Origin of the sequence: Pseudoneobacillus rhizosphaerae (assembly GCF_917563885.1) — a bacterium.
GTDB lineage: Bacteria > Bacillota > Bacilli > Bacillales > Cytobacillaceae > Pseudoneobacillus > Pseudoneobacillus rhizosphaerae.
In genome coordinates, this window is the sequence record NZ_CAKJTG010000041.1 from 1 (window position 1) to 24,057 (window position 24,057).

At 38.0% G+C, this 24,057-nt stretch carries 28 protein-coding genes; 16 read left to right on the forward strand and 12 right to left on the reverse strand.

Annotated features, from left to right (window positions below):
* Positions 1 to 149 precede the first annotated feature (149 nt).
* Positions 150 to 1,961 carry an oligoendopeptidase F gene (gene pepF, locus LRP83_RS21690; RefSeq protein WP_230498920.1) on the reverse strand — a complete coding sequence of 604 codons (1,812 nt, stop codon included), beginning with the start codon at positions 1,959 to 1,961 and terminating at the stop codon, positions 150 to 152.
* Positions 1,962 to 2,138: 177 nt separating this feature from the next.
* Here pepF and LRP83_RS21695 point away from each other — a divergent pair, with 177 nt between their 5' ends.
* Complete coding sequence (locus LRP83_RS21695) at positions 2,139 to 3,383, forward strand: DNA polymerase IV (protein WP_230498921.1); 1,245 nt, start codon at positions 2,139 to 2,141, stop codon at positions 3,381 to 3,383.
* Between the two features lie 93 nt (positions 3,384 to 3,476).
* Here the strand turns inward: LRP83_RS21695 and LRP83_RS21700 are convergent, their stop codons facing one another.
* Positions 3,477 to 4,097, reverse strand: coding sequence for a cyclase family protein (locus tag LRP83_RS21700; protein ID WP_230498922.1), 621 nt, complete (start codon positions 4,095 to 4,097; stop codon positions 3,477 to 3,479).
* A gap of 21 nt (positions 4,098 to 4,118) precedes the next feature.
* The gene (gene zwf, locus LRP83_RS21705; protein ID WP_435531381.1) at positions 4,119 to 5,588 is read right to left on the reverse strand and encodes a glucose-6-phosphate dehydrogenase; all 1,470 of its coding nucleotides are present in this window, start codon (positions 5,586 to 5,588) and stop codon (positions 4,119 to 4,121) included.
* Between the two features lie 295 nt (positions 5,589 to 5,883).
* Here zwf and rnz point away from each other — a divergent pair, with 295 nt between their 5' ends.
* Complete coding sequence (rnz, locus tag LRP83_RS21710) at positions 5,884 to 6,798, forward strand: ribonuclease Z (RefSeq protein ID WP_230498945.1); 915 nt, start codon at positions 5,884 to 5,886, stop codon at positions 6,796 to 6,798.
* Between the two features lie 15 nt (positions 6,799 to 6,813).
* Positions 6,814 to 7,362 (forward strand): histidine phosphatase family protein, encoded by a 549-nt coding sequence (locus LRP83_RS21715; RefSeq protein WP_230498924.1) that lies wholly within the window; start codon positions 6,814 to 6,816, stop codon positions 7,360 to 7,362.
* Positions 7,363 to 7,441: 79 nt separating this feature from the next.
* Here the strand turns inward: LRP83_RS21715 and namA are convergent, their stop codons facing one another.
* A complete protein-coding gene (gene namA / locus LRP83_RS21720; protein ID WP_230498925.1) occupies positions 7,442 to 8,461 on the reverse strand; it encodes an NADPH dehydrogenase NamA in 1,020 nt (339 codons plus the stop codon).
* A 123-nt stretch (positions 8,462 to 8,584) separates the two neighbouring features.
* Positions 8,585 to 9,421, reverse strand: coding sequence for a pyrroline-5-carboxylate reductase (gene proC / locus LRP83_RS21725; RefSeq protein ID WP_230498926.1), 837 nt, complete (start codon positions 9,419 to 9,421; stop codon positions 8,585 to 8,587).
* 654 nt (positions 9,422 to 10,075) lie between these two features.
* Between proC and LRP83_RS21730 the strand changes: the two genes are divergently transcribed.
* The 4 genes from LRP83_RS21730 to LRP83_RS21745 all read left to right on the forward strand — a co-directional run bounded on the left by LRP83_RS21730 (position 10,076) and on the right by LRP83_RS21745 (position 13,248).
* Positions 10,076 to 11,038, forward strand: coding sequence for an MBL fold metallo-hydrolase (locus LRP83_RS21730; RefSeq protein WP_230498927.1), 963 nt, complete (start codon positions 10,076 to 10,078; stop codon positions 11,036 to 11,038).
* A gap of 10 nt (positions 11,039 to 11,048) precedes the next feature.
* Entirely contained in the window at positions 11,049 to 11,840 is a 792-nt protein-coding gene (locus LRP83_RS21735) for an SDR family NAD(P)-dependent oxidoreductase (RefSeq protein ID WP_230498928.1), read from the forward strand.
* Positions 11,841 to 11,890: 50 nt separating this feature from the next.
* On the forward strand, positions 11,891 to 12,352 hold the full coding sequence (locus LRP83_RS21740) for a DUF3221 domain-containing protein (RefSeq protein WP_230498929.1): 462 nt from the start codon (positions 11,891 to 11,893) through the stop codon (positions 12,350 to 12,352).
* Between the two features lie 173 nt (positions 12,353 to 12,525).
* Positions 12,526 to 13,248 (forward strand): toast rack family protein, encoded by a 723-nt coding sequence (locus LRP83_RS21745; RefSeq protein ID WP_230498930.1) that lies wholly within the window; start codon positions 12,526 to 12,528, stop codon positions 13,246 to 13,248.
* Here LRP83_RS21745 and brfA read toward each other — a convergent pair.
* Positions 13,226 to 13,453, reverse strand: a complete 228-nt coding sequence (gene brfA, locus LRP83_RS21750) for a ribosome rescue factor BrfA (protein ID WP_230498931.1) — start codon at positions 13,451 to 13,453, stop codon at positions 13,226 to 13,228. The two genes, LRP83_RS21745 and brfA, sit on opposite strands and share 23 nt — an antisense overlap.
* Positions 13,454 to 13,744: 291 nt before the next feature.
* On the reverse strand, positions 13,745 to 13,936 hold the full coding sequence (locus tag LRP83_RS21755; RefSeq protein ID WP_230498932.1) for a YqzH family protein: 192 nt from the start codon (positions 13,934 to 13,936) through the stop codon (positions 13,745 to 13,747).
* A 171-nt stretch (positions 13,937 to 14,107) separates the two neighbouring features.
* On the opposite strand from LRP83_RS21755, the gene LRP83_RS21760 reads away from it, so the two are divergent.
* The gene (locus LRP83_RS21760; RefSeq protein ID WP_230498933.1) at positions 14,108 to 15,367 is read left to right on the forward strand and encodes a Y-family DNA polymerase; all 1,260 of its coding nucleotides are present in this window, start codon (positions 14,108 to 14,110) and stop codon (positions 15,365 to 15,367) included.
* A 15-nt stretch (positions 15,368 to 15,382) separates the two neighbouring features.
* Positions 15,383 to 15,715, forward strand: a complete 333-nt coding sequence (locus LRP83_RS21765) for a YolD-like family protein (protein ID WP_230498934.1) — start codon at positions 15,383 to 15,385, stop codon at positions 15,713 to 15,715.
* A gap of 32 nt (positions 15,716 to 15,747) precedes the next feature.
* On the opposite strand, the gene LRP83_RS21770 is transcribed toward LRP83_RS21765, so the two are convergent.
* Entirely contained in the window at positions 15,748 to 15,954 is a 207-nt protein-coding gene (locus LRP83_RS21770) for a CDGSH iron-sulfur domain-containing protein (protein ID WP_230498935.1), read from the reverse strand.
* Between the two features lie 140 nt (positions 15,955 to 16,094).
* Between LRP83_RS21770 and LRP83_RS21775 the strand changes: the two genes are divergently transcribed.
* The 4 genes from LRP83_RS21775 (at position 16,095) to LRP83_RS21790 (ending at position 19,027) form a co-directional block, all read left to right on the forward strand.
* A complete protein-coding gene (locus tag LRP83_RS21775; protein ID WP_230498936.1) occupies positions 16,095 to 16,421 on the forward strand; it encodes an iron-sulfur cluster biosynthesis family protein in 327 nt (108 codons plus the stop codon).
* Between the two features lie 166 nt (positions 16,422 to 16,587).
* Positions 16,588 to 17,328 (forward strand): GTP cyclohydrolase II, encoded by a 741-nt coding sequence (locus LRP83_RS21780; RefSeq protein WP_230498937.1) that lies wholly within the window; start codon positions 16,588 to 16,590, stop codon positions 17,326 to 17,328.
* Between the two features lie 13 nt (positions 17,329 to 17,341).
* Positions 17,342 to 18,448, forward strand: coding sequence for a bifunctional diaminohydroxyphosphoribosylaminopyrimidine deaminase/5-amino-6-(5-phosphoribosylamino)uracil reductase RibD (gene ribD / locus LRP83_RS21785; protein WP_230498938.1), 1,107 nt, complete (start codon positions 17,342 to 17,344; stop codon positions 18,446 to 18,448).
* Positions 18,449 to 18,466: 18 nt separating this feature from the next.
* Entirely contained in the window at positions 18,467 to 19,027 is a 561-nt protein-coding gene (locus LRP83_RS21790; protein ID WP_230498939.1) for a 5' nucleotidase, NT5C type, read from the forward strand.
* 37 nt (positions 19,028 to 19,064) lie between these two features.
* Here LRP83_RS21790 and LRP83_RS21795 read toward each other — a convergent pair whose 3' ends face one another.
* From LRP83_RS21795 to LRP83_RS21800, 3 genes are all read right to left on the reverse strand, one after another.
* Positions 19,065 to 20,000 (reverse strand): alpha/beta hydrolase, encoded by a 936-nt coding sequence (locus tag LRP83_RS21795; RefSeq protein ID WP_230498940.1) that lies wholly within the window; start codon positions 19,998 to 20,000, stop codon positions 19,065 to 19,067.
* A gap of 101 nt (positions 20,001 to 20,101) precedes the next feature.
* Positions 20,102 to 20,233 carry a hypothetical protein gene (locus LRP83_RS23270; protein ID WP_290369606.1) on the reverse strand — a complete coding sequence of 44 codons (132 nt, stop codon included), beginning with the start codon at positions 20,231 to 20,233 and terminating at the stop codon, positions 20,102 to 20,104.
* Positions 20,234 to 20,290: 57 nt separating this feature from the next.
* Entirely contained in the window at positions 20,291 to 21,190 is a 900-nt protein-coding gene (locus tag LRP83_RS21800) for a hydroxymethylglutaryl-CoA lyase (RefSeq protein ID WP_230498941.1), read from the reverse strand.
* Between the two features lie 147 nt (positions 21,191 to 21,337).
* On the opposite strand from LRP83_RS21800, the gene LRP83_RS21805 reads away from it, so the two are divergent.
* From LRP83_RS21805 to LRP83_RS21815, 3 genes are read left to right on the forward strand one after another with little or no spacing between them, the layout of a single operon-like run.
* Positions 21,338 to 22,525 carry an acetyl-CoA C-acetyltransferase gene (locus LRP83_RS21805; protein WP_230498942.1) on the forward strand — a complete coding sequence of 396 codons (1,188 nt, stop codon included), beginning with the start codon at positions 21,338 to 21,340 and terminating at the stop codon, positions 22,523 to 22,525.
* Between the two features lie 23 nt (positions 22,526 to 22,548).
* Positions 22,549 to 23,238: a CoA transferase subunit A gene (locus LRP83_RS21810; protein ID WP_230498943.1), complete on the forward strand. Its 690-nt coding sequence runs from the start codon at positions 22,549 to 22,551 to the stop codon at positions 23,236 to 23,238.
* A gap of 26 nt (positions 23,239 to 23,264) precedes the next feature.
* Complete coding sequence (locus LRP83_RS21815; RefSeq protein ID WP_230498944.1) at positions 23,265 to 23,918, forward strand: 3-oxoacid CoA-transferase subunit B; 654 nt, start codon at positions 23,265 to 23,267, stop codon at positions 23,916 to 23,918.
* Positions 23,919 to 23,975: 57 nt separating this feature from the next.
* Here LRP83_RS21815 and LRP83_RS21820 read toward each other — a convergent pair.
* Positions 23,976 to 24,057, reverse strand: an 82-nt coding sequence (locus LRP83_RS21820; RefSeq protein WP_151536060.1) for an IS3 family transposase, incomplete at its 5' end; no start/stop codon positions are given.

Below are 24,057 nucleotides of genomic sequence, written 5' to 3' on the forward strand. Positions count from 1 at the left end.
AAACACTTTTGGGTTATAGCTTTGAATAATATTTAATTTAATATCACTTGGATATTTTGACATACAAAAAACTGCACCTCCAACTGTTAGATAGTGTCTAACAATTGGGGTGCAGTTCAAAACCGATGCTTTTTCTTATGCTTTATTGATTAATATGATTGTTCAAGTTCATCCACTAATGAACCAACAAAAGAAACAGCTTTTTTAATTGGCTCAGGTTGGGACATATCTACACCTGCATGCTTCATTAGATCATTTGGTTTCATTGTTCCACCAGCTTTTAGAACTTCTAACCAACGGTCGACAACTGGCTGACCTTCTTCTTGAATCATTTGGGCTACAGCCGTTGATGCAGTTAACCCTGCTGAATACGTATAAGGATATAATCCCATATAGTAATGAGGTTGGCGCATCCAAGTTAAGCTAGCACCTTCATCGATTTCTACTGAATCACCCCAGAAGGTTTTCAGTACATCTGCTTTGGTTTCACATAAAGTCGTAGCTGTTAAAGGCTTTCCTTGCTCTGCAAGAGTGTAAACACGGCGTTGGTATTCACCCTCAAGAAGGTGAGTAACGAAATTATGATAATACGTACCTAGTAATTGAAGGATAACCCAACGCTTCATTTGTGGATCTGTTGTATTTTTTAATAAATGTTGACCTAATAAAAGTTCGTTCATTGTAGAAGGTGCTTCCACAAAATAAGTTGATGGTCTTGTATTGAATACACGTTGATTTTTGTTTGCAAGATAGAAATGTCCTGCATGACCAAGTTCATGAGTCAAAACAAAAGCTCCACGCATTGTATCTGTCCAAGTAATTAATATATATGGATGTGCTCCATATGGACTTAAGCAAAACGCACCTGTCGCTTTACCAACATTGTCAGCTAAGTCTACCCATCTTTCAGTAAGTCCTTTTTCCATGATGTCGCAATATTCAGGGCCCATTACTTGTAAGGATTCGAGAATTACTTTACTTGCTTCTTCATAGGTTGTACTCGGGTTGAAATCAGGATCTAATGGTGCTTTTAAATCACAAAATGTCATTTTATCAAGCCCAAGTACTTGTTTCTTTAATTCAGCAAATCTTCTCATGTGTGGCGCAAGCTCTTTTAAAATGATATCAAGTTGATTATTGTACATTTCAACTGTTACTTGCTGTGGATCTAATAGCATATGTGTAACAGATTCATAGTTTCTAAGACGAGCTAATGCAACTTGTTTTTTTACCTCTGTAGCATATACGGTTGCATAAGTATTTTTATATTGTTTTAAAGTTGAAACGAAAGATTCATATGCTTTTCTACGAACAAATGTATTAGGTGAAAATTCATAACGATCTTCAAAAAGAGCAAATGAATTCGGAAGCTCATTACCTTCTTCGTCTAAAAACGAAGCGAACTGCATATCGGCAGATTTACTCATTTCATAGATTTTATAAGGTGCACCATGTACTTCTCCAAGGGATGCTAAAGCTAATTCTGTTTCTGGTGAAAGTTTATGTTTTCTTGAATCTAGTATTTCCATTAAGTTTTTTCGGAATGGTTCTAACTCCTGCACTTCATTTATGTATGCTTCAACTGTACCTTCTGGTAGTGTAAGGATCTCTGATGAAACAAAGGCCAGAGAGGCATTTGCTTTAGTCATTAATGCAGCGAATCTAGAGGAGTTTGCCTGGTTGACAGGATTTGTACCGTCCTCTGTTTGTCGTAAACTAGAATATGCACTAACAAGAACTAATCGTTGCTGAAGTTTTTCTTGAGCAAGTAAGCAGTTGTAAAAGCTGTTAGCCCCTTCCTGAAGGCGACCCTTGTATTGTGTTACGGAAGAAAGGTCTGTTTCAATAGATGTTAATTCTGCTTCCCAGGCTTCAAAGGTAGGGAATAGGTCATTAAGATTCCAAGTTAAATGTTCCGGTACTTCTGACCTTACATATCGTTTTTCTGCCGTTTTACTCATTCCAAAACCTCCATTTTTTCGTCTAGCTAATATTTCGTAAACCTAACAATACTATTATAAAACTGTGACTAGTTTTATAATAGTATTTTTTTCTGAATTTTTCCACTTCTAACTTTTTAATACTAAATAATTTATATGATAAAATGATGTAGAGATGATTGTGAGGACGTGGATAGTATGAGGGAGTTTTACCCTAAAAAAGGAAGGGTCATTTTGCATGTTGATATGAATAGCTTTTATGCATCGGTTGAAATGGCTTATGATTCTACTTTAAAGGGAAAGCCACTTGCAATTGCTGGAAATGTTGAGGAGCGCCGGGGGATTATTATCACGTGTAGTTATGAAGCAAGGAAGTACGGTGTGAAAACAACAATGCCTATTTGGGAGGCAAAAAAACTTTGTCCTAAGTTAATTTTGATGAAGCCCAATTTTGACCGCTACCGAGCGTCTTCATTAGCGATGTTTGAAATATTGAGACAATATTCAGATTTAGTTGAACCCGTTTCCATTGATGAAGGATATGTTGATATTACCGATAGCTATCATTTAGGAAGTCCATTAGAAATTGCAGAGACTATCCAAAAACGGTTAATTGAACAGTTAGATTTACCGTGTAGTATAGGTATAGCACCTAATAAATTTTTAGCTAAAATGGCTTCAGATATGAAAAAGCCAATGGGCATCACAATCCTACGTAAAAGAGATGTCCCAAATGTACTATGGCCACTAGCTACTCATGAAATGCATGGTGTAGGTAAGAAGACTGCCGAAAAATTACAATCGATAGGTATCGAAACCGTTGGTGATTTAGCCAAGGCTAATGAAGTACAATTAAAGGTTTTGCTAGGTATAAATGGAATACGTATAAAAGAACGTGCAAACGGTGTCGATACAAGACTTGTAGACCCTGATTCTGTTTCGGATTTTAAATCCATCGGGAATTCGACAACATTACCTAAAGACACAACGAATCAACAGGAACTATTTAGGGTTTTGGATCATCTTGCAGAAACAGTTTCTGTTCGTATGAAACGAAAAAAGGTTGTCGCCACAACCATTGGAATTACTATTCGATTTAAAGACCGAAAAACGATAACGAGGAGTAAGAAGGTAGAGAATCCGTTTTTCCTGAAAGAAGAAATTTTTTCGTATGCGAAGAGGTTATTTTTAAAACATTGGAACGGTGATCCTATTCGTCTACTAGGAATAACTTCTACTGATTTAACGGATCACGAGCATGCTGTGAAGCAGCTTGATTTGTTTTCGTATGAAAAAGAAGCAAAAAAAGAGCCGCTCATCCAAACCGTAGCCAGGTTAAAAGAAAAGTTCGGCAAAAATATTATTGAACAAGCTAGTGAAAAGGAAATTCAAAAAAATCAGGCTGGGACTTTTACTAGTTTTAATCGGGATTTTTTACAATAAAAGCGGATGCGCCTCGAGGGGCTAGGCGCTGCAGCTGGATACAAAATAAAGGGGAGGACAAAACATTATAAATGTTTTATCCTCCCCTATAGATTAAGAAGGTAAACCTTCAATTAAAAGGATTCTTGCAGGTGCCGCATCGACTCCCTGTAGTTTTAATGGAGCTGCCACCATAAAGTATTCCCCAGCAGCAACCTCTTTTAATTGTAAACCTTCAATAATAATAATGTCTTTACCCATTAAAGCACGGTGTGTAGGATGACCTTCTTGGGCACGTTCAATTCCAAGAGCATCGATACCAACGCCACTAATACCGATCTCTGCTAAATATTGGGCAGCGTCCTCGGCTACATAAATAAACTCAAAATTAAATTCTTCATCGAAGGAATTTTTCGTTTTAAATAGAACAAAGTCCTCTGCTTCAATCCCTAATGCGTCGATGTCATGCTTTGTAATTTTTTCATTTACCTCTGTTAAATCCAGCACCTTGCATGGACGAACCAATCTTTCAATCGGGAGTGTTTCTATCGTTTTTCCTTCATTCATCATGTGTAGGGGAGCATCGACATGTGTTCCCGAGTGAACGTCTAAGCTAATTCGCGACTCTGTAACGTGAGCATTTGTAACCGTTGAGATTTGTGGTTGTTTTTCAGGTTTATTTTTATAAACTGGCATTCCTTCAAAAATTGGTGCCGTAATATCAATAATTTTCATTGGATTTCCCCCCTCATATATTTAGCATTTATCTACTTCTAAAATCGAGATTGGCCACCAGAAAAAGCCGTCCTTTTCTAGCAACTCATCTGAAGCTTTTGGTCCAGTGGATCCGGATTCATAGTTTGGAAAGCTTTCTTCTTTTTCGTTCTCCCATACTTGTGAGATTTTATCAACAAAGCTCCAAGAAAGAGCTACCTCATCCCAATGGGTAAAGTTTGTAGCATCACCACGCATACAATCATAAAGAAGTTTTTCGTATGCTTCCGGTGTATTCATGGCATCAACACCTACATTTGCAAAGTTTAACTTGATAGGGGTAGCATCCATTTTTGAACCAGCTTTTTTAGCGTTTAAGTAAAGTGTAATACCTTCTTCGGGTTGAATGTGGATAACAAGAAGATTAGGATTTAAGGTTTGATCGGTTTTATAATATAGATTCATGGGAATATCTTTAAACTGCACGACTATTTTTGTTGACTTAGTGGTCATACGTTTACCTGTACGAATGTAAAAAGGTACCCCAGCCCATCGGAAGTTATCAATCAGGAGCTTTCCAGATACGAACGTTTCTGTATTAGAATTTGGCTCAACCATCTGTTCTTCACGATAACCTGGTACTGGATCATTGTTTATAATACCCTGTCCATATTGGCCACGAACAAAATTTTGCTTTACTTCATCGCCTTCTAAAGGTCGCATGGCTCGTAATGCTTTTACCTTTTCAGAACGAATTTCATCTGTGGTTAATCGAATTGGTGGTTCCATCGCTAGTAACGCAACCATTTGCAGCATATGATTTTGCACCATATCTCTTAGTGCACCACTTTTCTCATAATAGCGACCACGTTCTTCAACACCGAGTGTTTCACTTGAGGAGATTTGAATATTCGAGATATAACGATTATTCCATAGTGGTTCGAAAATGGCATTCGCAAACCGAATGGCCTCAATGTTTTGTACCATTGCCTTACCTAAGTAGTGGTCAATTCGGTAAATTTCATCCTCAGAAAAGGCGGTCCGAATTTGATTGTTAAGAGTTTTTGCTGATTCTACATTGTGACCAAAAGGCTTTTCAATTACTAACCGTTTAAAACCAGTCACTTCTGTCAAGCCATCTGATTTTAGGTGTTCAGCAATTGTTCCAAAAAACTCAGGGGCCATTGCTAAATAGAAAATACGGTTACCTTCTAGACTGTACTGCTGATCCAGTTCATGAGCTAATTTCTTAAGTTCAGCATAAGAACTTGGATCGGCAATATCATGAGATTGATAGTAAAAATGGGAAATGAATTCATCAATATCTTCACGTTTACCAAGAAATGTAGTGATGGATTCCTTTACATTCGCTTGAAATTGTTCCGTGGAGAGAGATCTCCTTGCAATCCCAACCACAGCGAAGTGCTTTGAAAGCTTTCCTTTAATAAACAATTGATAAAGAGAGGGAAACAGTTTTCGATTAGCTAAATCCCCTGTAGCTCCAAAAATCATAATCAATGCTGTTGGTTGTTCTGAATGTTTCACTATTTTGAGCCTCACTTTTATGTAATAAATAAAAAAAGTCTATCCAAATATTAAATGATAGCGTTCATTAGATGATAGTGCAAATAAAAACTTCTACCCTAGTCTTCGATGAAGCAAGGAAGACTATCCGTTTAAATTGGAAATATTCCTCCATCAGTATGCAGCAGGCATGATTAAGCGAAAATATGATATAGTAGGTGCGAAGAATCCATTTAAATTATGTTTCGGATTCCTTGTGATATTTAAGAAGGAGATGTTTATTTTGAAGCTGTTCTTTTTAGGAACTGGTGCCGGAATTCCTGCTAAACATCGAAATGTTACTTCAATCGCTCTTAAGCTTTTAGAGGAAAGAGGCACCATTTGGCTGTTTGATTGTGGGGAAGCAACACAGCATCAAATTTTACATACATCAATTAAACCTCGTCGTTTAGAAAAAATTTTCATTACTCATTTACATGGCGATCATATATACGGCTTACCAGGCCTTTTATCTAGCCGATCCTTTCAAGGTGGAGAAACAGAATTAATCGTTTACGGTCCTAAAGGTTTAGAGGATTTTATCCGAATAAGTTTAGAAGTTAGTCAAACTTATTTAAAATATCCGCTTAAAATAGTTGAAATAGAATCGGGAGTTATATTTGAGGATGAACAGTTTCTAGTTGAGGCTCGTCTCTTAGAGCACGGAATTCCTTCCTATGGCTATCGGATTGTTGAAAAGGACAAACCAGGGACTTTATTGGCAGAAAAGCTACAAGAGAAGGGAATTCAACCAGGTCCTATATATCGTAAAATTAAAAATGGTGAGCCTGTTGTTTTGGATAGTGGGGAGGTCGTAGAAGCGTCTGAATTTTTAGGTGACCCACAAAAAGGTAAGATTGTAACAATTTTAGGAGATACAAGAAAATGTGAAAATGCCCTTTTTTTAGCTAAGGATGCGGATACACTTGTTCATGAAGCCACTTTTGCACAAAATGAAAATCAGTTAGCTTACGATTATTTTCATTCTACGACTGGGCAGGCAGCAGAAGTAGCTGTTCAAGCCGAAGTGAAAAAGCTCTATTTGACCCATATTAGTTCGAGGTATGATCGTGATGCTGCACATGTTTTGGAGCTAGAGGCAAAAGAGATTTTTCCAAATTCGGAAGTAGTAGATGATTTTAAAGAGTATAACATATAAAAGGGGAGATAATTTTTGAAAACGATTTACTTTGTTCGCCATGCAAAGGCTGGGGGACAGGAGTTTTCAGCGGCTTTAACGGAGAAGGGTGTAGAACAAGCTGCTAAGTTAGTAGATTTTTTCGCAACGAAACCAATCGGAAAAATCTATTCAAGTCCGTTTAAGAGAGCGATAGACACCATTCAACCGCTAGCAGATTTTAAAGGCTTGAAGGTTGAGAAAGATGATCGTTTAAGTGAGCGGGTGCTGAGTGGGATTTTGCTGGAGGATTGGCAAGAAAAATTAAAACAAAGCTTTGACGATTTTGATTTAGAGCTAGAGGGTGGCGAATCCCATTCTGCTGGAATGAAACGGGCCGTGTCTATTATAGAAGAGGTGTTAGCTTCTAGCAATGATCATATTATTTTAGTGAGTCATGGCAACTTGACAACCTTATTAATTCGCTATTTTAACGAAAGCTTTGGATTTGATGATTTAATGGAAATGACCAATCCAGATGTGTTTGAGATCATTGTGGGCGATGAAAAAGCGATGTTGAAACGGATTTGGGATGATCGAGTTTGAGTGCTTGGATTTCGCATCATCCTTAGTGAAAAGACTCCAATCCAAAGGGATTAGAGTCTTTTATTATTACTTCACCATATTACCAGCCACGCTCATATTGTTTTGGTCCTTCGATTTTAACACCAAGTTCTTTTGCGGCTGTTCGTGGCCAATAAGGATCTCTTAATAGCTCTCTTGCAAGTAATATAAGATCGGCGCGTTCATTTTGCAAAATTTCCTCTGCTTGAATTCCTGTTGTGATTAAGCCAACAGCACCTGTTGAAATTTGTGCTTCTTCTTTAATCTTTTCTGCAAATTTGACTTGATAACCTGGATAGGCATGAATAGCAGCAGGAACAACTGCTCCTGAACTTACATCTATTAGGTCAACTCCTTGTTCTTTCATATAGCTACTGTATGTAACATAATCATCTGGTGTTAATCCATCTTCATGGTAGTCATGGGCAGAAACACGAACCAAAAGAGGTCCGTCCCAAACTGTTTTTATAGCATCAATAACTTCGCGAAGGAAACGGTAGCGTTTTTCAGACGATCCACCATATTCATCATTTCGCTTATTAGATAGTGGTGAAAGGAATTCATTAATTAAATATCCATGCGCACCATGAATTTCAATCACGTCAAAACCAGCTTTTTTCGCTCTTTCCGCTCCTAATTTGAAAGCTTCAATCGTTTTGCTTATATCATCGATACTCATTTCTTTTGGTGTTTTCATCTTTTCATTGAAGGGAAGGGAGGAAGGGGCAATAATCTCACCATCAATAACTGCTTTCCGACCAGCGTGAGCAATTTGAATTCCGGTAGCAGCCCCGTGCTCTTTCATTAGTTGAACGAGCTTTGATAGGCCCTCAATATGTTCATCACTCCAAATACCTAAATCTTGAGGTGAAATTCTACCTTGAGCTGTAACGGCTGTTGCTTCTAAAATGATTAAACCTACTTGACCAACTGCACGACTAACATAATGGGTATAATGCCAGTTTGCTACTTTGCCATCCTCTGTATGACTAGAATACATACACATTGGGGCCATTACAATACGGTTTTTTAAAGTAACATTCTTTATCGTAAAGGGAGAAAACAGCTTTCGATCTACCACGAAAATACCTCCTTATTTCGCTTTGCTAAATTTCAGTACTATTATATATCAACAAGTAAGTAATAGCGAAAATGAAGTTACTCTTTAGTACTTTACAGTAGTGCGGGACTGTCCCCCACTCCTTTAAAGTGTCGAAGTAAGTTTGTTTTTTAGTGCGCTTCCAAGTTTTTTGGATTGGTTGGTTGCTTGGATGATACATTGGATGAAGGCTTCTTGGACTTGGTGTTGTTCGAGTATACGGATTCCAGCTTCGGTTGTACCGCCAGGGCTTGTAACTTCACGGCGCAGTTGATGGGAGGGTTTCTGGGATACGTTAAGCATTTCGGCTGTTCCGAGTAAAGTTTGTATGATAAGCTCTTTTGCAAGCTTTGGATCAAGGCCAATTTCAATAGCGCTTTTCTCCATTGCTTCGACAAGGTAATAGAAATAGGCTGGGCCACTTCCAGATAAGCCTGTAACCGCATCAAGGTGCTCTTCCTCAATGAATCTGGTTAAACCAATAGTTTTAAACATTTTATCTACTAGCTCTATTTGTTCTTTTGTGGAGTTGTTATTGTTGGCTAGTGCTGTTGCCGACTTTCCAATTGTGGCTGAGGTGTTAGGCATTGCTCTAACAATCGCTAAATGGCTATTTGAAAGCTCTTCAAGCGTTTGAATTGAGATCCCCGCCAGAACTGATACTAATAAAGTCTTTTTGGATAGATGTGATTTAATATTTTCCATTGCTGCACCAGCATCCTTTGGCTTAATTGCCAAAATGACCATGTCTGCTCCATTCAGAAGCTCTTCGATATCATATGAGGTTGAAACTTGGTATTTTTGTTGAAGAGTAGCTAATCTTGAACGGTTACTTCTGTTTGTTACCCACAAACTTTTAGTTTCAATAAATTGATTAGCAATCATACCTGAAATCAAGGCTTCAGACATAGAACCAGCACCAATTATTGTTATTTTTCTCATTCAAATCTCCTCCTGGTTCATAGTATTTGTCAAACCTTCAAAACCTTGAATAAATACAAAAAGACCCTTCATCCATAAAAAGGACGAAAGGTCTTTGCCTCCGCGGTGCCACCTTTAATTCATCGCCTAAAGATCAGATTAATCCTAATAGAACGATGCAGCTCAAACCGATAACGCCGGTATACGGTTAGGTTTGCCTAACAAGCTCTTAAGGTAGGTTCGATGGTCAAGGGGACGGTGAAGCCTTTCAGCCGCTGGGTTTCACTCTCTTTCGTCATTTTCCATCTACTGTTCTTAGTCAAGGCTTACTATAATTAAATATTAGTTGTGATTATGAGGGGAAAAGGGCTTGTCTGTCAAGTGTTTTATTTTGAATTTTGCGAATTTACCAAAAGTAAGTTATGCGAAAATAATGACAACCTATACAAAAATAGGTAAACTAATTAATAAATCTAATGCAATAATCTTTTCTATGAAACTGGCCAGCTCCAGCGCCTAGCCCCTCGAGGTCATAAGCCACTCCAGACAAGAAGGCCATAAGGCGCGCCTTCTTGTCTGGAGCGTCTTATGCTTGTCGGGGCTGATCAAGGCGCTTCCGCTTTTTTTAGTAAATCCATATATTTTATAGAAAAATAATAATAAGGGGATTCTGCAATGACTCAATGGATTAACGGAATTGCTAAATTAACATTACCTACTCCTTTTAAAGTTGGGGATGTTAATGCGTACTTGATTAAAACGAATCGTCTTACCCTAGTAGATTGTGGGGTGAAAACAGAGGAAGCTTGGGAAGCGCTACAACAACAATTACATAGTTTAGGTTTAACTCCAAATGATATTGAGCAAGTCGTACTCACCCATCATCATCCTGACCATGTAGGGTTACTCGATTTTCTCCCTGAAACTATACCTGTTTACGGACATTCGTTATGTCAACGTTGGCTACAACGAACGGATACATTTTTTAAAGAGCATGATGAATTTTACCAAAATCTGTTTATTGAGTTTGGAATACCAGAAGAGTATTTTCCGTTTATTGGCCAATTAAAGAAGCCGCTAAAATATTCATGCAATCGCTCTTTAACTTCGTCCATACAGGAAGGAAGTATAATCCCTAGTCTGGAAGAATGGGAAATTATTGAAACCCCAGGTCACGCACAAAGTCATATTGTCTTGTTCAGGGAAAAGGATGGACTATTAATTGGAGGTGATCATGTCCTTGCACATATCTCCCCTAATCCTTTATTAGAGCCTCCCATCAATAAAGATTCTGAACGACCAAAACCACTCCTTCAATACAATCATTCATTGAAAAAATTATTGAATTATTCAATTCGAAAAATCTACACTGGTCATGGGGAAGAGGTTTATGACCTTCCTGAATTGATTGAAAAAAGACTGAAAAGGCAGCATGAAAGAGCTATGTCGGTAAAAGAATTTATTTCAATAGAGCCTCTTTCTGTGTTTGAGATTTGCAAACTTCTGTTTCCTACCGTATATGAAAAAGAGCTGTCTTTGACTATTTCTGAGACAGTTGGTCAGTTGGATTATTTAATGTCATTAGGGGAAATTGATAAAATAAAGAAAAATAATACATTCGCTTTCATAGCGGTTTGAGGTGAAGGAAATGCAATCCTTACAAGGGAAAAATATAGTCATAACAGGAGCTTCTGGTGGAATAGGAGCTGAGATTGCCAAACTTTGTGCAACTAGAGGGGCTAATCTTTCTCTTCTGGCTAGAAGTGTCGACAAGCTTGAAAAGTTGAAACAAGAGCTCGAAGACCGTTACTCCATTCAAGTGTTTATTCATAAGTTAGATGTTTCAAATACCGATGAAATCAACCAGATATTTCAGCTTATTTTTGAAGAAATGGGTACGGTTGATGTTTTAGTCAATAATGCAGGTTTTGGTGTTTTTAGAGAAGCACATGAAGCAACCATTACAGAAGTGAAATCGATGTTTGAAGTCAATGTGATCGGTCTAATGGCATGCACGAGTATGGTACTCCCTAAAATGCGTGAGCATCGCTTTGGTCATATTATCAATATTGCTTCACAAGCTGGAAAAATCGCCACTCCGAAATCTAGTGTTTATTCTGCTACAAAGCATGCAGTTCTTGGATATTCCAATAGCCTTCGAATGGAGCTAGCTAATCATCATGTATTTGTGACAACCGTAAACCCAGGACCAATTGCGACAAACTTTTTTAATATTGCCGACGAAAAAGGTACCTATGTGAAAAATGTACAAAAATTCATGCTTCAGCCGGAATTTGTTGCCGGTAAGGTTGTTGACGCGATGCTTACGAAAACAAGGGAAATTAATCTTCCTCGTTGGATGAGTCTTGGGAGTGTCTTTTATACCTTATTCCCAAGGGCATTCGAGCGAATCGGACGTAAAGCATTTAATCAAAAATAAGTAACTTCTCGCTGCTTACCTTCGTCAATTGTTGTAAGAGGGTGAAATCAATGAAATTTCTCAAATGGTTGATTTTAGTAGTTGGGATGCTGTTTTTCGCTGGTGGATATATTGCTGCATTTGAAAATAATCGATTATTAGTAGGAGATATTTATTTTTCGATTACCGATGCAAAAGTTGTTTCAGATACTGGTGAACAGTTAGAGCATTCCAATTTAAAAGTAGGTAAACAAGTAAAGATTGAGTTTGATGGAATGGTGGCAGAATCATATCCCGCTCAAGCAGGTGCGGATAAGGTCATTGTCATGACGAAAGATGATAGCACAAAAGCTGAAGAAGCAGTTAGAGCCATTGTTCAATTCGCAGAGAAACAGTATGGGAAACCGATTATAATCCTAAACAGTGATTTTTTAGATAACAGCCATTTTCGTTTGGAAATCCGGGTGTTTCCCGAGGAAGAGCCACTCCATTTCCAATACAATTATGATACGAAAAATATTAGCCTTGAATAGCCTTTAACCAGGCTTTAAGGCTTTTTTATTTTAGTGAAAACTTTTTTAGCTAATGAAATAGAAGATGCCATCTAAGGCGCAGGTCTTAGCTGAAGTTCATTCTAGAGCCGTTTATGACATTTCCGTTATTTCTTTACAATGAATGTAAGTTAAGAATAACAGGAGGAATGAAGATGAAAAAGAATATTGTCGTTGGTTTACTGATTGCAGCTAATTTATTGTGGGTAGCTGGATGTAGCTCAATTGTCCTTGGAAAAGTGCAGGATTCAAGCATTCAGATTGAAAAAGATAAAGCTAAACAATTAGATATCACCTTGAATGTTGGAGCAGGGAAGTTAAATGTATCTGAAGGTGCAAAGGATTGGGTTGAAGGTGAAATTCAATACAACGTCGATGACCTCAAGCCAAAGGTAAGCTATAAGCGTTCAGGGGATAAAGGTAAAGTTGTTATTGAGCAATCCAAAAAAGATTTCTCAGGTATTAATATTGGAAGTGTAAAAAATGAGTGGGATCTCGAGCTCTCCAATGATGTTCCTATGGAGCTTGAAGTGAATACGGGGGCCTCTGATACAACACTTAATTTACAAGGGCTTCAGCTTGAAAAATTAAACGTTAATACAGGTGTAGGAAATGTGACTGTTGATTTAAGTGGTGATTGGCAGGAAAGTTTTGATGTAGACTTGAAAATGGGTGTTGGACAATCAACCATCATTTTACCATCAGATGTAGGTGTTAGAATTAAATCCACAAAAGGAATTGGTCATGCCGATTTTAAAGGGTTTATTTCTGAAGGAAATGGTATTTATGTAAATGAGGCCTATGAAAACGCGGATGTCAAAATTGATGTTCATACTGATTTAGGTGTCGGTGAAGCTAATTTTGTGCTAAAAAAATAGAACATCGGTGAAAATAAAAAGAACCATCATATCCTTCTTGAGATGAATGGTTCTTTTTGTTTTCACGATATAAATAATCCTTTTTTGTTTTTGTTTGCCTCGTTCTCATATCAGCGAAAACAAAGGGACTTCTACTAACCTCAGGATTTCTTCTACCTTCACGAACTATTTTCTCACGCATTTTTTTTGCTTTTGATTTTGCCAAATGAATCACTCCTAATCATTTTTAAATTAGTATACACTATAATATACGTCCTATTTATCATAAAAGTTTCGTAGGCAACTTTTTATTTTCGATATTGTAAAAGTAACTCACGTAATTCCTCTGCATCTCTCTTACGCCTTTATCAGTTATCTTAAGGACAAATCTTCTCTCGAGAAAGTAAAGAATGTCTTTAATAGAGCCTCTTAAGGACAAAACCCACCTCAAGAGCAGTAAGAATGTCTTTAATAGGGCTTCCTAGCTGAACAACAATGAAAATAACCATCTTTAAAACTAATTAGTCAAATACTCATAAATAACATCATTAACGATATCATGTAAATCCGCATTCGTTTGTTCTTTAATTAGAATGATTTGTTCATATAACTGTTCAAACTCTTTTTCCTGGAGCGGGTCTACTTCTAAATCCCGATGATATTGCTTAAAGCTATGCTTAACCATTTTTAAAATAAATTTTTTATCCATCTTTCGCACCTCACCATCTTGATTATATATGGTTCCCACTCATTTTCCATTGTCAAAAGTCGACCGATTAAGAAAAAACGACTAAAATTTCCATTGAATACGAACGTATATTCGAGTAAGATGAGGATACAATAGTAGAACTAACGTTCGGTATGAGGGGCGAAAAAGCAAATGATTGATTACAACGAGATGCCAAGACAACAAATTTTATGTATTGACATGAAAAGCTTTTATGCTAGCTGTGCAGCCGTGATGGAAGGTTTAGACCCGTTAGAATCTTATATAGCGGTAGTAGGGGATAGGGATCGTCAGGGGAGTATCGTCTTGGCTGCTTCTCCGCGTATGAAAAAGGAATTCGGTATTAAAACAGGTTCGCGAATGTTTGAAATACCAAAAGATCCGCGTATTCACCTGCTAGAACCGAAAATGGCAACCTATTTGCGTATTTCTACGGAAATCACTCGGGTTTTTCACCGGTATGTCCCAAAGGAAGCCATCCATACGTACAGTGTCGATGAAAGCTTTGTAAAGGTCGATGGGGCAACAAATATTTGGGGCGATGCGACGACAATTGCTCGGAAAATGAAGAATGATATCGAGCGTGAATTTCAGCTTCCGTGTGCGATTGGCATTGGTCCCAATATGCTATTGTCAAAGCTTTGCCTTGATTTAGAAGCGAAAAAAAAGGGGATAGCCGAATGGACGTATAAGGATGTTCAAAACAAACTTTGGCCGATTTCACCATTACGGGAAATGTGGGGAATTGGGAGACAAGTGGAAAAAACGTTAAACGGAATGGGGATTTTTAATGTTGGGCAATTGGCCCGTTATGATTTGCAAAAGCTTGAAAAGAAATTTGGGATTATGGGAAATCAGCTTTACCACCATGCCTGGGGGATTGACCTTTCTGAAATCGGAGCCCCAATTATGGCAGGGCAAATCAGCTTTGGAAAAAGTCAGATTCTGCTGCGTGATTATAAGGAGGAAGAGGAAATTAAGCATGTCATTTTAGAAATGTGTGAAGAGGTCGCGCGTCGGGCGAGAACCCATCGAAAGGCAGGGCGGACGATTAGCTTTGGAGTAGGCTACAGCCAGGATGAGTTTGGCGGTGGCTTTTATCGTTCGAGAACGATTGGTCAACCTACCAATGTTACGATGGATATTTATCGCATCTGCTTAGAGCTGTTTCATGAATATTATACGGGGAAAACAGTCCGGCAAATCTCGATGGCCATTGGCAATTTAGTGGAGGACAATCAACTTCAATTAAACCTGTTTGATTTTAAAGCAGATAAACGGCGTGAACTTGGCTATGTCGTAGATTCCATTCGGAGGCGCTATGGTTCGGGTTCTTTGCTAAGGGCTGTATCGTATACCGCTGCTGGAACAGCGAAGCACCGCTCAAAGCTAGTTGGTGGCCATAAAATGTAGGGGGAAAGATTAGGAATGATACGCGATCGTGGACGAATAAAATGGACAGCGATGATGCTGCCAGAACACGTAAAATTACTGCGCGATTGGGCGCATGAAGATACTTTCGAGCAACAAAGGGAGATTGATGAACAGAAACTAGAGGAAATGAACAGCCTTTTAGCAAGTGCAATGGAAGAGCACCAATCCTTGATGATTACCCACTATCGGAATCGAAAGTATGAACTTGTTATTGGTCAAATTCATTATTGGGATGAATTCACGCATAAGCTTCATATCATCGACCATTTTGAAGCTATTCATCGGATATCGCTCGAGGATATTGCGGATGTTCAATTAAAAGAATAAAGCGGTCCTCCATTATGGAAACCGCTTTACACTTATTCTACTTGTTCAACCCTTACAACGGACTCAAAGTGACCTTTATGAGAACCATCGCAATAAGGCTTCTTTTTTGATAGGCCACAGCGACAAAGTGAAAAAGCCGGTTTAGCTTCAAATACATTGCCTTCCCCATCAATTAATTCAACATCACCTGTAACACGAAACGAGCCATTATCATTTACTTTAATTTGAACCTTAGTCAAATTGAACACCCCTCATGATTTGTTATAATTCTCCACTTATGGTAAAAGAGAAATACAAAAAAAGCAATCAAAAGCCCTTTATTCCAAGTAATAAGAAAACTTGTGCTAAAATAATTGTACGAAGGATGGAGAGGATAAACATGGAAATTAAAATAACTGAAAAAGCAGCACAAAAAATAAATGAAAAAATTTCTGATAAAAAAGGATTTTTAAAATTAAAGTATGATACCGAAGGCTGTGGCTGTGTCGTAAGCGGCATAGCAGCACTTTGGTTTGTCAGTGAACTAGATGACGATGATGAGGCATTACAGACGGATGGAAGGCCTATCTATATCGAAAAATCAAAAGCAGTTTTCTTTGATGAGCAAATGAAGATTGATTTTACAGAAACATTTAATTGTTTTCAGCTAAAAAGTCCGAATCAGATTATTAACGGAAGAATGAGCTTTTGGGATAAAACAAAATAAGCGTTTATCCCTAGGAAACGAATAAAGAAACCTCGTAGAATTAGGAAAATTTATTATAATTAGGTTTCAACTACAATCGTGTAATTTACTTGACATAAATTGATTACAAACATATACTTACTTACATAAAGTAACTAATAATAATTCGATAAGAATAGGTGAAAATATGATTACAAATGATGTGAAAAACATATTAAAAGATAAAATGACAATCATAAAGCAAGAAAACAAAAACGACCTTTGTTTAGTTGGGCCAGTCAATTTACCGGTTCAACTGGGGGATCAAACGATTACGTTTCAGTGGTATTCTTGGTTGGAACTAGAAAGAGAGTTATCTAAAGAGGATTTATTAAATTCACTAAATCAAGCTAATCTTGCTTCCTTACAACAGTCATCAGTATTGGTCTATGGCGACTTTAAACAATCGGATAACGCATTTATTCGCATGCATAGTATTTGTCATACAGGCGATATATTTGGTAGTAAGCGCTGTGATTGCGGATTCCAATTACGCCAATCTATGAAAATGGTGGTAGAGAACGGATGTGGTGCAATTTTTTATCTTGCGGATCACGAAGGAAGAGGAATTGGATTATTTTCAAAATCATTAGCGTATCTTCTTCAGCAAGAAGGTTATGATACGGTAGAAGCAAACCATGCTTTAGGTTTCCCTGATGATATACGCTCTTATGAAATAGCAATTAGAATATTAAAGGAACTACGACAAAAACCAGTGACGTTAATAACTAATAACCCGAAAAAACTCGAAGCATTAAGAAATCATGGGTTAACAGCAGATGATCATATCTCATTATGGGGTGATTTATCCGATCATAATAGCCATTATTTAGCGACAAAGGTTCAAAAGTCAGGTCATATTCCATTGCAACAAAGAATGTCAGTTTAAGGAGCTAAAAGGTATGAATAAGGATCACTATTATATGAAGATGGCCTTAGACTTAGCGGCAAGTGCAAAAGGTAGAACAAATCCAAATCCAGTAGTAGGGGCCATCCTAGTTAAGGATGGGGTAATTGTGGGTTCAGGACTACACCGAAAAGCTGGAGAACCACATGCTGAGGTCCATGCTTTTCGGATGGCAGGTGAACATGCGGAAGGTGCGACATTATATGTTACCCTTGAACCTTGTTCCCATTTTGGTAAAACTCCTCCATGTGCAAATTTAGTGAAGGAATCCAAGGTGGCTCGTGTTGTAGTAGCCGTGCAGGACCCAAACCCTCAAGTGGCCGGACGAGGAATAGGAATTTTGCGAGAAGCGGGTATTGAAGTAGAAGTTGGTGTCTTAGAAAAAGAGGCAAGACTGTTAAATGAGAGATTTGTTCACAACATGGTGAATCGTACACCTTTTGTGATTTCAAAAGTGGCAATGACATTAGATGGGAAAATTGCTGCTTACAACGGTCACTCGAAATGGATTACAGGTGAAGAGTCACGTCATAACGTTCATTTGTTGCGAAATGAAGTTGATGCCATTTTAGTAGGAATTGGAACCGTAAAGGCTGATGACCCAATGCTAACGACTAGATTAGAAACAGGTGGAAAAAATCCAATTCGAATTGTATTAGATACTACATTGAGAATGCCAATGGAAGCCAAAATAACAGATTGTTCTGAGGCGAAAACATGGATAGTTACAGCAGAAGAAAATGATGTAGCAGAGAAGATTAAAGCCTTAGAAGAAAAAGGTGTGGAGTTTATATATGTCCCGGTAACTGATTCTGGCCTCGACTTATCTGTGTTAATGAATAAGTTGTACGAAAAAGGTGTTACGGATCTTTTGGTTGAAGGTGGAAGTGAAATAAACGGATCCTTCTTAAGAGCAGGGCTCATTAATAAATTTTCTATATATGTTGCTCCCAAAATATTAGGTGGTAGAGATTCGCTAACTCCATTTACAGGAGATAATGTTGAATCGATGGATGAAGCGTTAGACGTTACGATCCATTCGGTCGAGAATTTTGGTGAAGATTTATTAATTACCGCATATCCCAAATATAAGGACAATTAAAAATGTGGAGGGTATATTTTGAAATTTGGATTTGATATCGATGATACGTTAATTCAATTAAGACAGCATGCCTTTCATCTGTATAATCAAAAGTTAAACAAACAAATTGACCTTGAGCATTTTCATGGTTTAAAAACACTTGAGATTCATGAACCATTTGGATTGACAGCTAAAGAAGGTGGTCAGCTTTGGAATAGTCTCGCTGAGGAAATTTATTTCACGGAATGCCCTCCATTTCCACATGCTGTAGAGGTTTTGAATAGTTTAGTAAAAGCAGGACATGAGATTTATTATATTACCGCTAGAGATAAGCAGTATGGAGATAGAACAAAGGAATGGTTAATCAAAAATGGTTTTCCGGTAGATGAAGAGAAATTTTACTGTGGAATGAAGGACGAAGAAAAGATAAAAATTATCCAAGACTTGAAGTTGGATTACTACTTCGATGATAAACCAGCTGTTCTGGAGACATTGTTGGAGTTGCCATTAAAAGTATTTGCGATTGATAACTCCTATAACAAGCATGTAAAAACGTCACGCTTAACAAGTTGGTCCGATTTAGAAGAATTAATAAAATGAGAGCGAACCTTAAGGTTCGCTCTCTAATTTTGAAAAACTATATAAAAGCTGTATCCTCGGTAAAGAAGTATTCCGCTAAAAACTCATCAATAGCCCGTTCATAACCATCTCTATTCTCGTTTAACGACTGTGCGTGAACACCATAATCTGCCAAATAGAGTTTCTTTGGACCTAACTTTTTATCAAATAAGTCCATTGTCATGGAAGGTAAAATGTAATCGTCCTTCTTGCTATGGATAAATAAAATTGGTTTTTTTATATTTTGAATAACTGCTATTGGAGAGACTTCGTTAATAGAATAACGATCCCGAATTCGTAAAAAGGCATCTCCTAACGGAAGGAATACCTTCGGTGGAAGCTTCATTTCGGTTTTTAAGCGGTAAGCTAATTGCTCTTTGAAATTTGAAAAAGGACAATCAGCAATATAGAAATTAGCCCCATCTTCAATCATTCCAGCATAAAGCAGCATCGTAGCAGCACCCATAGACTCTCCATGAATACCGAGCTGCAAAAGAGGACCAACATCTTCACGTAACCAATCCACTACAGCTTTCAAATCAAATTTTTCATAATGGCCATAGCTAGTTGTTTTCCCACCCGACTCACCATGACGACGGTGGTCGTAGATTAATACATTAAATCCGCGATTTAAAAACAAATTCATATATTTAATCGAGTTCGTTTTATTCTCTGTTACACCATGACAAATGACGACATAGGCATTGGTACGATGAGGTTCAGCTAGCACGGCTTTAATCCCATATCCAAAGGGAGATTGAATAACTATTTCGCGTTTCGGTAGCTTTTCAAAATCTAACGGTTTAAACCGTCCAGCCGACTTTTCACGTTCAAGAATCATATCTTCTTCCTTCTTTTTGATATACATAAGTCGATTAGAAAAATAAATTCCTAAGGCTCCTATAGCTGAAAAAATGGCCAATAAAGAAATAAAAGTACGAATGAGCTTTCGCAACAAAAGACCCCCTTAAAAGGAATAATTACCTATATTTTAACACTGTAGATTAGAAAAAGCCGCAAATAAATTGCGGCTTTGAGTGGTCAGAAAAACATAAATCACTGAGGAGAGTTCTGTCGTTTTGTCGGATGGATGGCTAATTCTAATTCTTCGGCCGAAATTAAGCGTTTACCAGTATTTGCATTGGGCTTACCTTTTTGACTATAACCTTTGTCGCGTTTTTGACTCATAAAAAATCGACTCCCTTCCATCATGTTCATTATTAAGATGGATTAAGAGCACTCGGGTTATACATGTTGGAGACGGTAATAAGTACTTTCTATCTTTCTGGAAAGTAATGGCGATATAATATCCACCGCAAGAAGCAATTTTTCTAAATCAATTCCAGTTTCAATTCCCATTCGCTCAAGCAGATAAACGACATCTTCCGTTGCTACGTTTCCTGTAGCACCAGGTGCAAACGGACAGCCGCCTAATCCCCCAGCGGAAGTATCAAAACGATCTATCCCAGCTTGTAGGGCTGCAAAAATATTCGTTAATGCCAACTTTCTTGTATCATGGAAATGAGCTGTCAGCAATATATTTGGAAATGCTGCTTTTAATTTAGAAAAAAGGGAGTAAGACTCATCAGGTGTTGCCATTCCGATCGTATCGGCAACACTTAATTCATCAACGCCTGCAGCTACAAATTCGGAACAAAGCTTAATCACTTCACTTTCATTTACTTTTCCTTCATATGGACAATAAAAGGAAGTAGAAATACAAGCACGCACGAAAAATTGTTGCTTCTTCAAATGTTGGATAATAGGTTTAAGTTCATCTAAGCTTTCAGTCGTTGTTTTATTAATGTTTTTTTTATTAAACGTATTGCTGACCCCAACAAACACCGCTACAGCCTTACAATCAGATTCCAGTACTCGGTCAACGCCTTTTTGATTTGGAGCAAGGACGATGTTTAGCGTTTGGTTATCAAGACAATCCGCAACAATTTCAGCCGCATCACTCATTTGTGGCACCCACTTTGGCGAAACAAACGATGTGATCTCCATTTCCTTAATACCAGCTTTTTTTAAAGAGTTAATAAATTGTTTTTTTATATCAGTCGGAATGAATGATTTCTCATTTTGTAAGCCATCTCTAGGACCAACTTCGATGATGGTCACTTTTTTCGGTAAGTTTAATTGCATGATTTTCCCTCCTAATCTCATATATTTATTGTAATGTGAAGAATTTTCAAAATGCAACAATTTTAGAAATTTTGACAAAATAAAAGGAATTTTGCTATTTCACTAGAACTATTAATAGGTGAACACAGATAGGAAAGGGAGATAAAAATGACACAAACTGAAGTTGTAATAGTAAGTGCGGTTCGTACAGCAATAGGAAGTTTTAGTGGGAGCTTAAAAAATATCTCTGCAACAGAGCTTGGGGCAGTTGTGATTAAAGGTGCATTGGAACAAGCTGGTGTGAATCCTGATCAAGTAGATGAAATTATTATGGGGAATGTACTTCAGGCTGGCTTAGGACAAAATCCAGCAAGACAGGCTGCCATTAAAGCAGGAATCCCTGAAAGCGCTTCCTCAATGACCATAAATAAAGTATGTGGCTCTGGTTTAAAAGCAGTCCATCTTGCGACACAAGCTATATTAGCTGGGGATGCAGAAATTGTGGTAGCTGGTGGGATGGAGAACATGAGCCAAGCACCTTACATCTTAAAAAATGCACGTGATGGTTTTAAAATGGGTGATCAAAAGCTTATCGATACGATGGTTTCTGATGGTTTAACGTGTGCGTTTAATGATTATCACATGGGGATTACGGCTGAAAACCTTTGTGATAAGTATGAGTTAACAAGAGATGAGCAAGATCAATTCTCCGCATGGAGTCAAGAAAAAGCAGCTAAAGCCATCGCTGAAGGAAAGTTTGTAGACGAGATTGTTCCAGTTGTCATTCCGCAGCGTAAAGGTGACCCAATTATTTTTGCTCAAGACGAATATCCAAAGTCGGGTTCAACGGTTGAGAAGCTTGCTGGATTACGCCCAGCCTTTAAAAAGGATGGAAGCGTTACGGCTGGAAATGCTTCAGGAATCAATGATGGAGCAGCAGCTCTTGTTGTTATGAGCAAGGCTAAAGCAGAAGAATTGGGCTTAACGCCGTTGGTTACAATTAAAGCCAATGCGAGTGCAGGGGTGGACCCAAGCATTATGGGTATCGGACCTGTTTCAGCTGTGAAAAAGGCATTAGAAAAATCGGGAACTTCACTTGCAGATATTGAGTTAATCGAAGCAAATGAAGCCTTTGCGGCTCAATCGTTAGCAGTTGGCAAAGACCTTCAATTCAACAATGAAATTCTAAATGTCAATGGCGGAGCGATTGCTCTAGGACATCCAATTGGAGCAAGTGGGGCAAGAATCCTTGTTACGTTAATACATGAAATGAAAAAGCGTAATGCAAAAAAAGGCTTAGCTACTCTTTGTATCGGTGGTGGGCAAGGGGTTGCAACGATTGTTGAGCTAGCTTAAAAATCTAGAAAGGGGAGAGAACCTTGAAGAAAATTGGTCAATCTTTTAGTGAGGCAGTAGCTGACATACAAGATGGCGCTATCTTGATGGTAGGGGGATTTGGACTTTGTGGAATCCCGGAAAACCTTATATTAGCGCTAGTTGAAAAAGGAGTAAAAGATTTAACCGTTATCTCCAACAACTGTGGGATAGATGATTGGGGACTGGGTTTACTTTTAAAAAATAGACAAATTAAGAAAATGATCGGCTCTTATGTTGGTGAAAATAAAGAATTTGAAAGACAAGTGCTTTCAGGGGAATTAGAAGTCGAACTACTCCCACAGGGCTCTTTAGCGGAAAAAATCCGTGCTGGTGGAGCGGGGATTCCAGCGTTTTACACACCAGCAGGAGTAGGGACGCCGATCGCAGATGGAAAAGAAATAAGAGTGTTTAATGGTAAAGAATATTTACTTGAAGAAGCATTAATAGCTGATTTCAGTCTTGTTCGTGCATGGAAAGGCGATAAAATGGGGAATCTCGTTTACCATAAAACAGCTCGGAATTTTAATCCGATGATTGCTGCTGCAGGCAAGGTAACAATTGCTGAGGTAGAGGAATTACTTGAAATTGGTGATTTAGATCCCAACAGCATCCACACACCTAGTATTTATGTTCAAACCATTATCGAAGGTAAACAAGAAAAGCGAATTGAGCGCTTGACGGTTCGGAAATAAGCTATTGTGGGAAGGAGAGAAACCTAATGAATAATCGTGAGAAGATTGCAAAAAGAGCAGAACAAGAGATCGAAAATGGCTTTTACGTAAACTTAGGCATTGGGATGCCGACGCTAGTGGCAAATTTTATTTCAGAAAATAAACAAGTCGTTCTTCAATCTGAAAACGGTCTACTAGGAATAGGACCATATCCAGGAGAAGAAGAAGTTGATGCAGATTTAATTAATGCGGGTAAAGAAACGGTTACAGCCATTCCTGGATCAGCATATTTTGATAGTGCGGAATCCTTCGCAATGATACGTGGCGGACATGTGGACATTGCTATTCTTGGGGGAATGGAAGTATCCGAAAAAGGCGATTTAGCAAATTGGATGATTCCTGGGAAAATGATTAAAGGAATGGGTGGCGCCATGGACCTCGTCCACGGAGCTAGAAAAATCATTGTCATCATGGATCATGTAAATAAAGCTGGAGAGTCAAAAATCTTAAAGGAATGCACATTGCCTTTAACAGGTAAAAGTGTTGTCAATCGGATTATTACGGAAAGAGCTGTAATGGATGTAACAGGTAAAGGCCTAAAGCTAGTAGAAGTGGCACAAGGATTTAATGTAGAGGATGTTGTGAATTCGACTGAAGCTACATTACTTGTTGATGAGAATGTTAGGTTAGAGGCATATTAGCATGAAAAAAGCAGGGAATAATGAAGTGACCCCTAAAAGTTAGACACGGTTATTTCATTAGGCAGCTTGCTCAAAATGAGTTCGGTATTGTACCGGACTCATTTTTAATTTTGCCTTCATCCGTTTCGTATTATAATAT

Excerpts from the sequence above, each read along its gene's own strand:
- LRP83_RS21815 (WP_230498944.1), top strand. The coding sequence starts at position 23,265 with ATGAATAATCGTGAGAAGATTGCAAAAAGAGCAGAACAAGAGATCGAA.
- LRP83_RS21740 (WP_230498929.1), top strand. The coding sequence starts at position 11,891 with ATGAAATTTCTCAAATGGTTGATTTTAGTAGTTGGGATGCTGTTTTTC.
- LRP83_RS21700 (WP_230498922.1), bottom strand. The coding sequence starts at position 4,097 with ATGAAAATTATTGATATTACGGCACCAATTTTTGAAGGAATGCCAGTT.
- LRP83_RS21765 (WP_230498934.1), top strand. The coding sequence starts at position 15,383 with ATGATACGCGATCGTGGACGAATAAAATGGACAGCGATGATGCTGCCA.
- LRP83_RS21805 (WP_230498942.1), top strand. The coding sequence starts at position 21,338 with ATGACACAAACTGAAGTTGTAATAGTAAGTGCGGTTCGTACAGCAATA.
- pepF (WP_230498920.1), bottom strand. The coding sequence starts at position 1,961 with ATGAGTAAAACGGCAGAAAAACGATATGTAAGGTCAGAAGTACCGGAA.
- LRP83_RS21780 (WP_230498937.1), top strand. The coding sequence starts at position 16,588 with ATGATTACAAATGATGTGAAAAACATATTAAAAGATAAAATGACAATC.
- ribD (WP_230498938.1), top strand. The coding sequence starts at position 17,342 with ATGAATAAGGATCACTATTATATGAAGATGGCCTTAGACTTAGCGGCA.
- LRP83_RS21755 (WP_230498932.1), bottom strand. The coding sequence starts at position 13,936 with ATGGATAAAAAATTTATTTTAAAAATGGTTAAGCATAGCTTTAAGCAA.
- LRP83_RS21730 (WP_230498927.1), top strand. The coding sequence starts at position 10,076 with ATGACTCAATGGATTAACGGAATTGCTAAATTAACATTACCTACTCCT.
- proC (WP_230498926.1), bottom strand. The coding sequence starts at position 9,421 with ATGAGAAAAATAACAATAATTGGTGCTGGTTCTATGTCTGAAGCCTTG.
- LRP83_RS21735 (WP_230498928.1), top strand. The coding sequence starts at position 11,049 with ATGCAATCCTTACAAGGGAAAAATATAGTCATAACAGGAGCTTCTGGT.
- LRP83_RS21695 (WP_230498921.1), top strand. The coding sequence starts at position 2,139 with ATGAGGGAGTTTTACCCTAAAAAAGGAAGGGTCATTTTGCATGTTGAT.
- LRP83_RS21760 (WP_230498933.1), top strand. The coding sequence starts at position 14,108 with ATGATTGATTACAACGAGATGCCAAGACAACAAATTTTATGTATTGAC.
- LRP83_RS21800 (WP_230498941.1), bottom strand. The coding sequence starts at position 21,190 with ATGCAATTAAACTTACCGAAAAAAGTGACCATCATCGAAGTTGGTCCT.
- LRP83_RS23270 (WP_290369606.1), bottom strand. The coding sequence starts at position 20,233 with ATGAGTCAAAAACGCGACAAAGGTTATAGTCAAAAAGGTAAGCCCAAT.
- LRP83_RS21745 (WP_230498930.1), top strand. The coding sequence starts at position 12,526 with ATGAAAAAGAATATTGTCGTTGGTTTACTGATTGCAGCTAATTTATTG.
- LRP83_RS21775 (WP_230498936.1), top strand. The coding sequence starts at position 16,095 with ATGGAAATTAAAATAACTGAAAAAGCAGCACAAAAAATAAATGAAAAA.
- zwf (WP_435531381.1), bottom strand. The coding sequence starts at position 5,588 with ATGATTTTTGGAGCTACAGGGGATTTAGCTAATCGAAAACTGTTTCCC.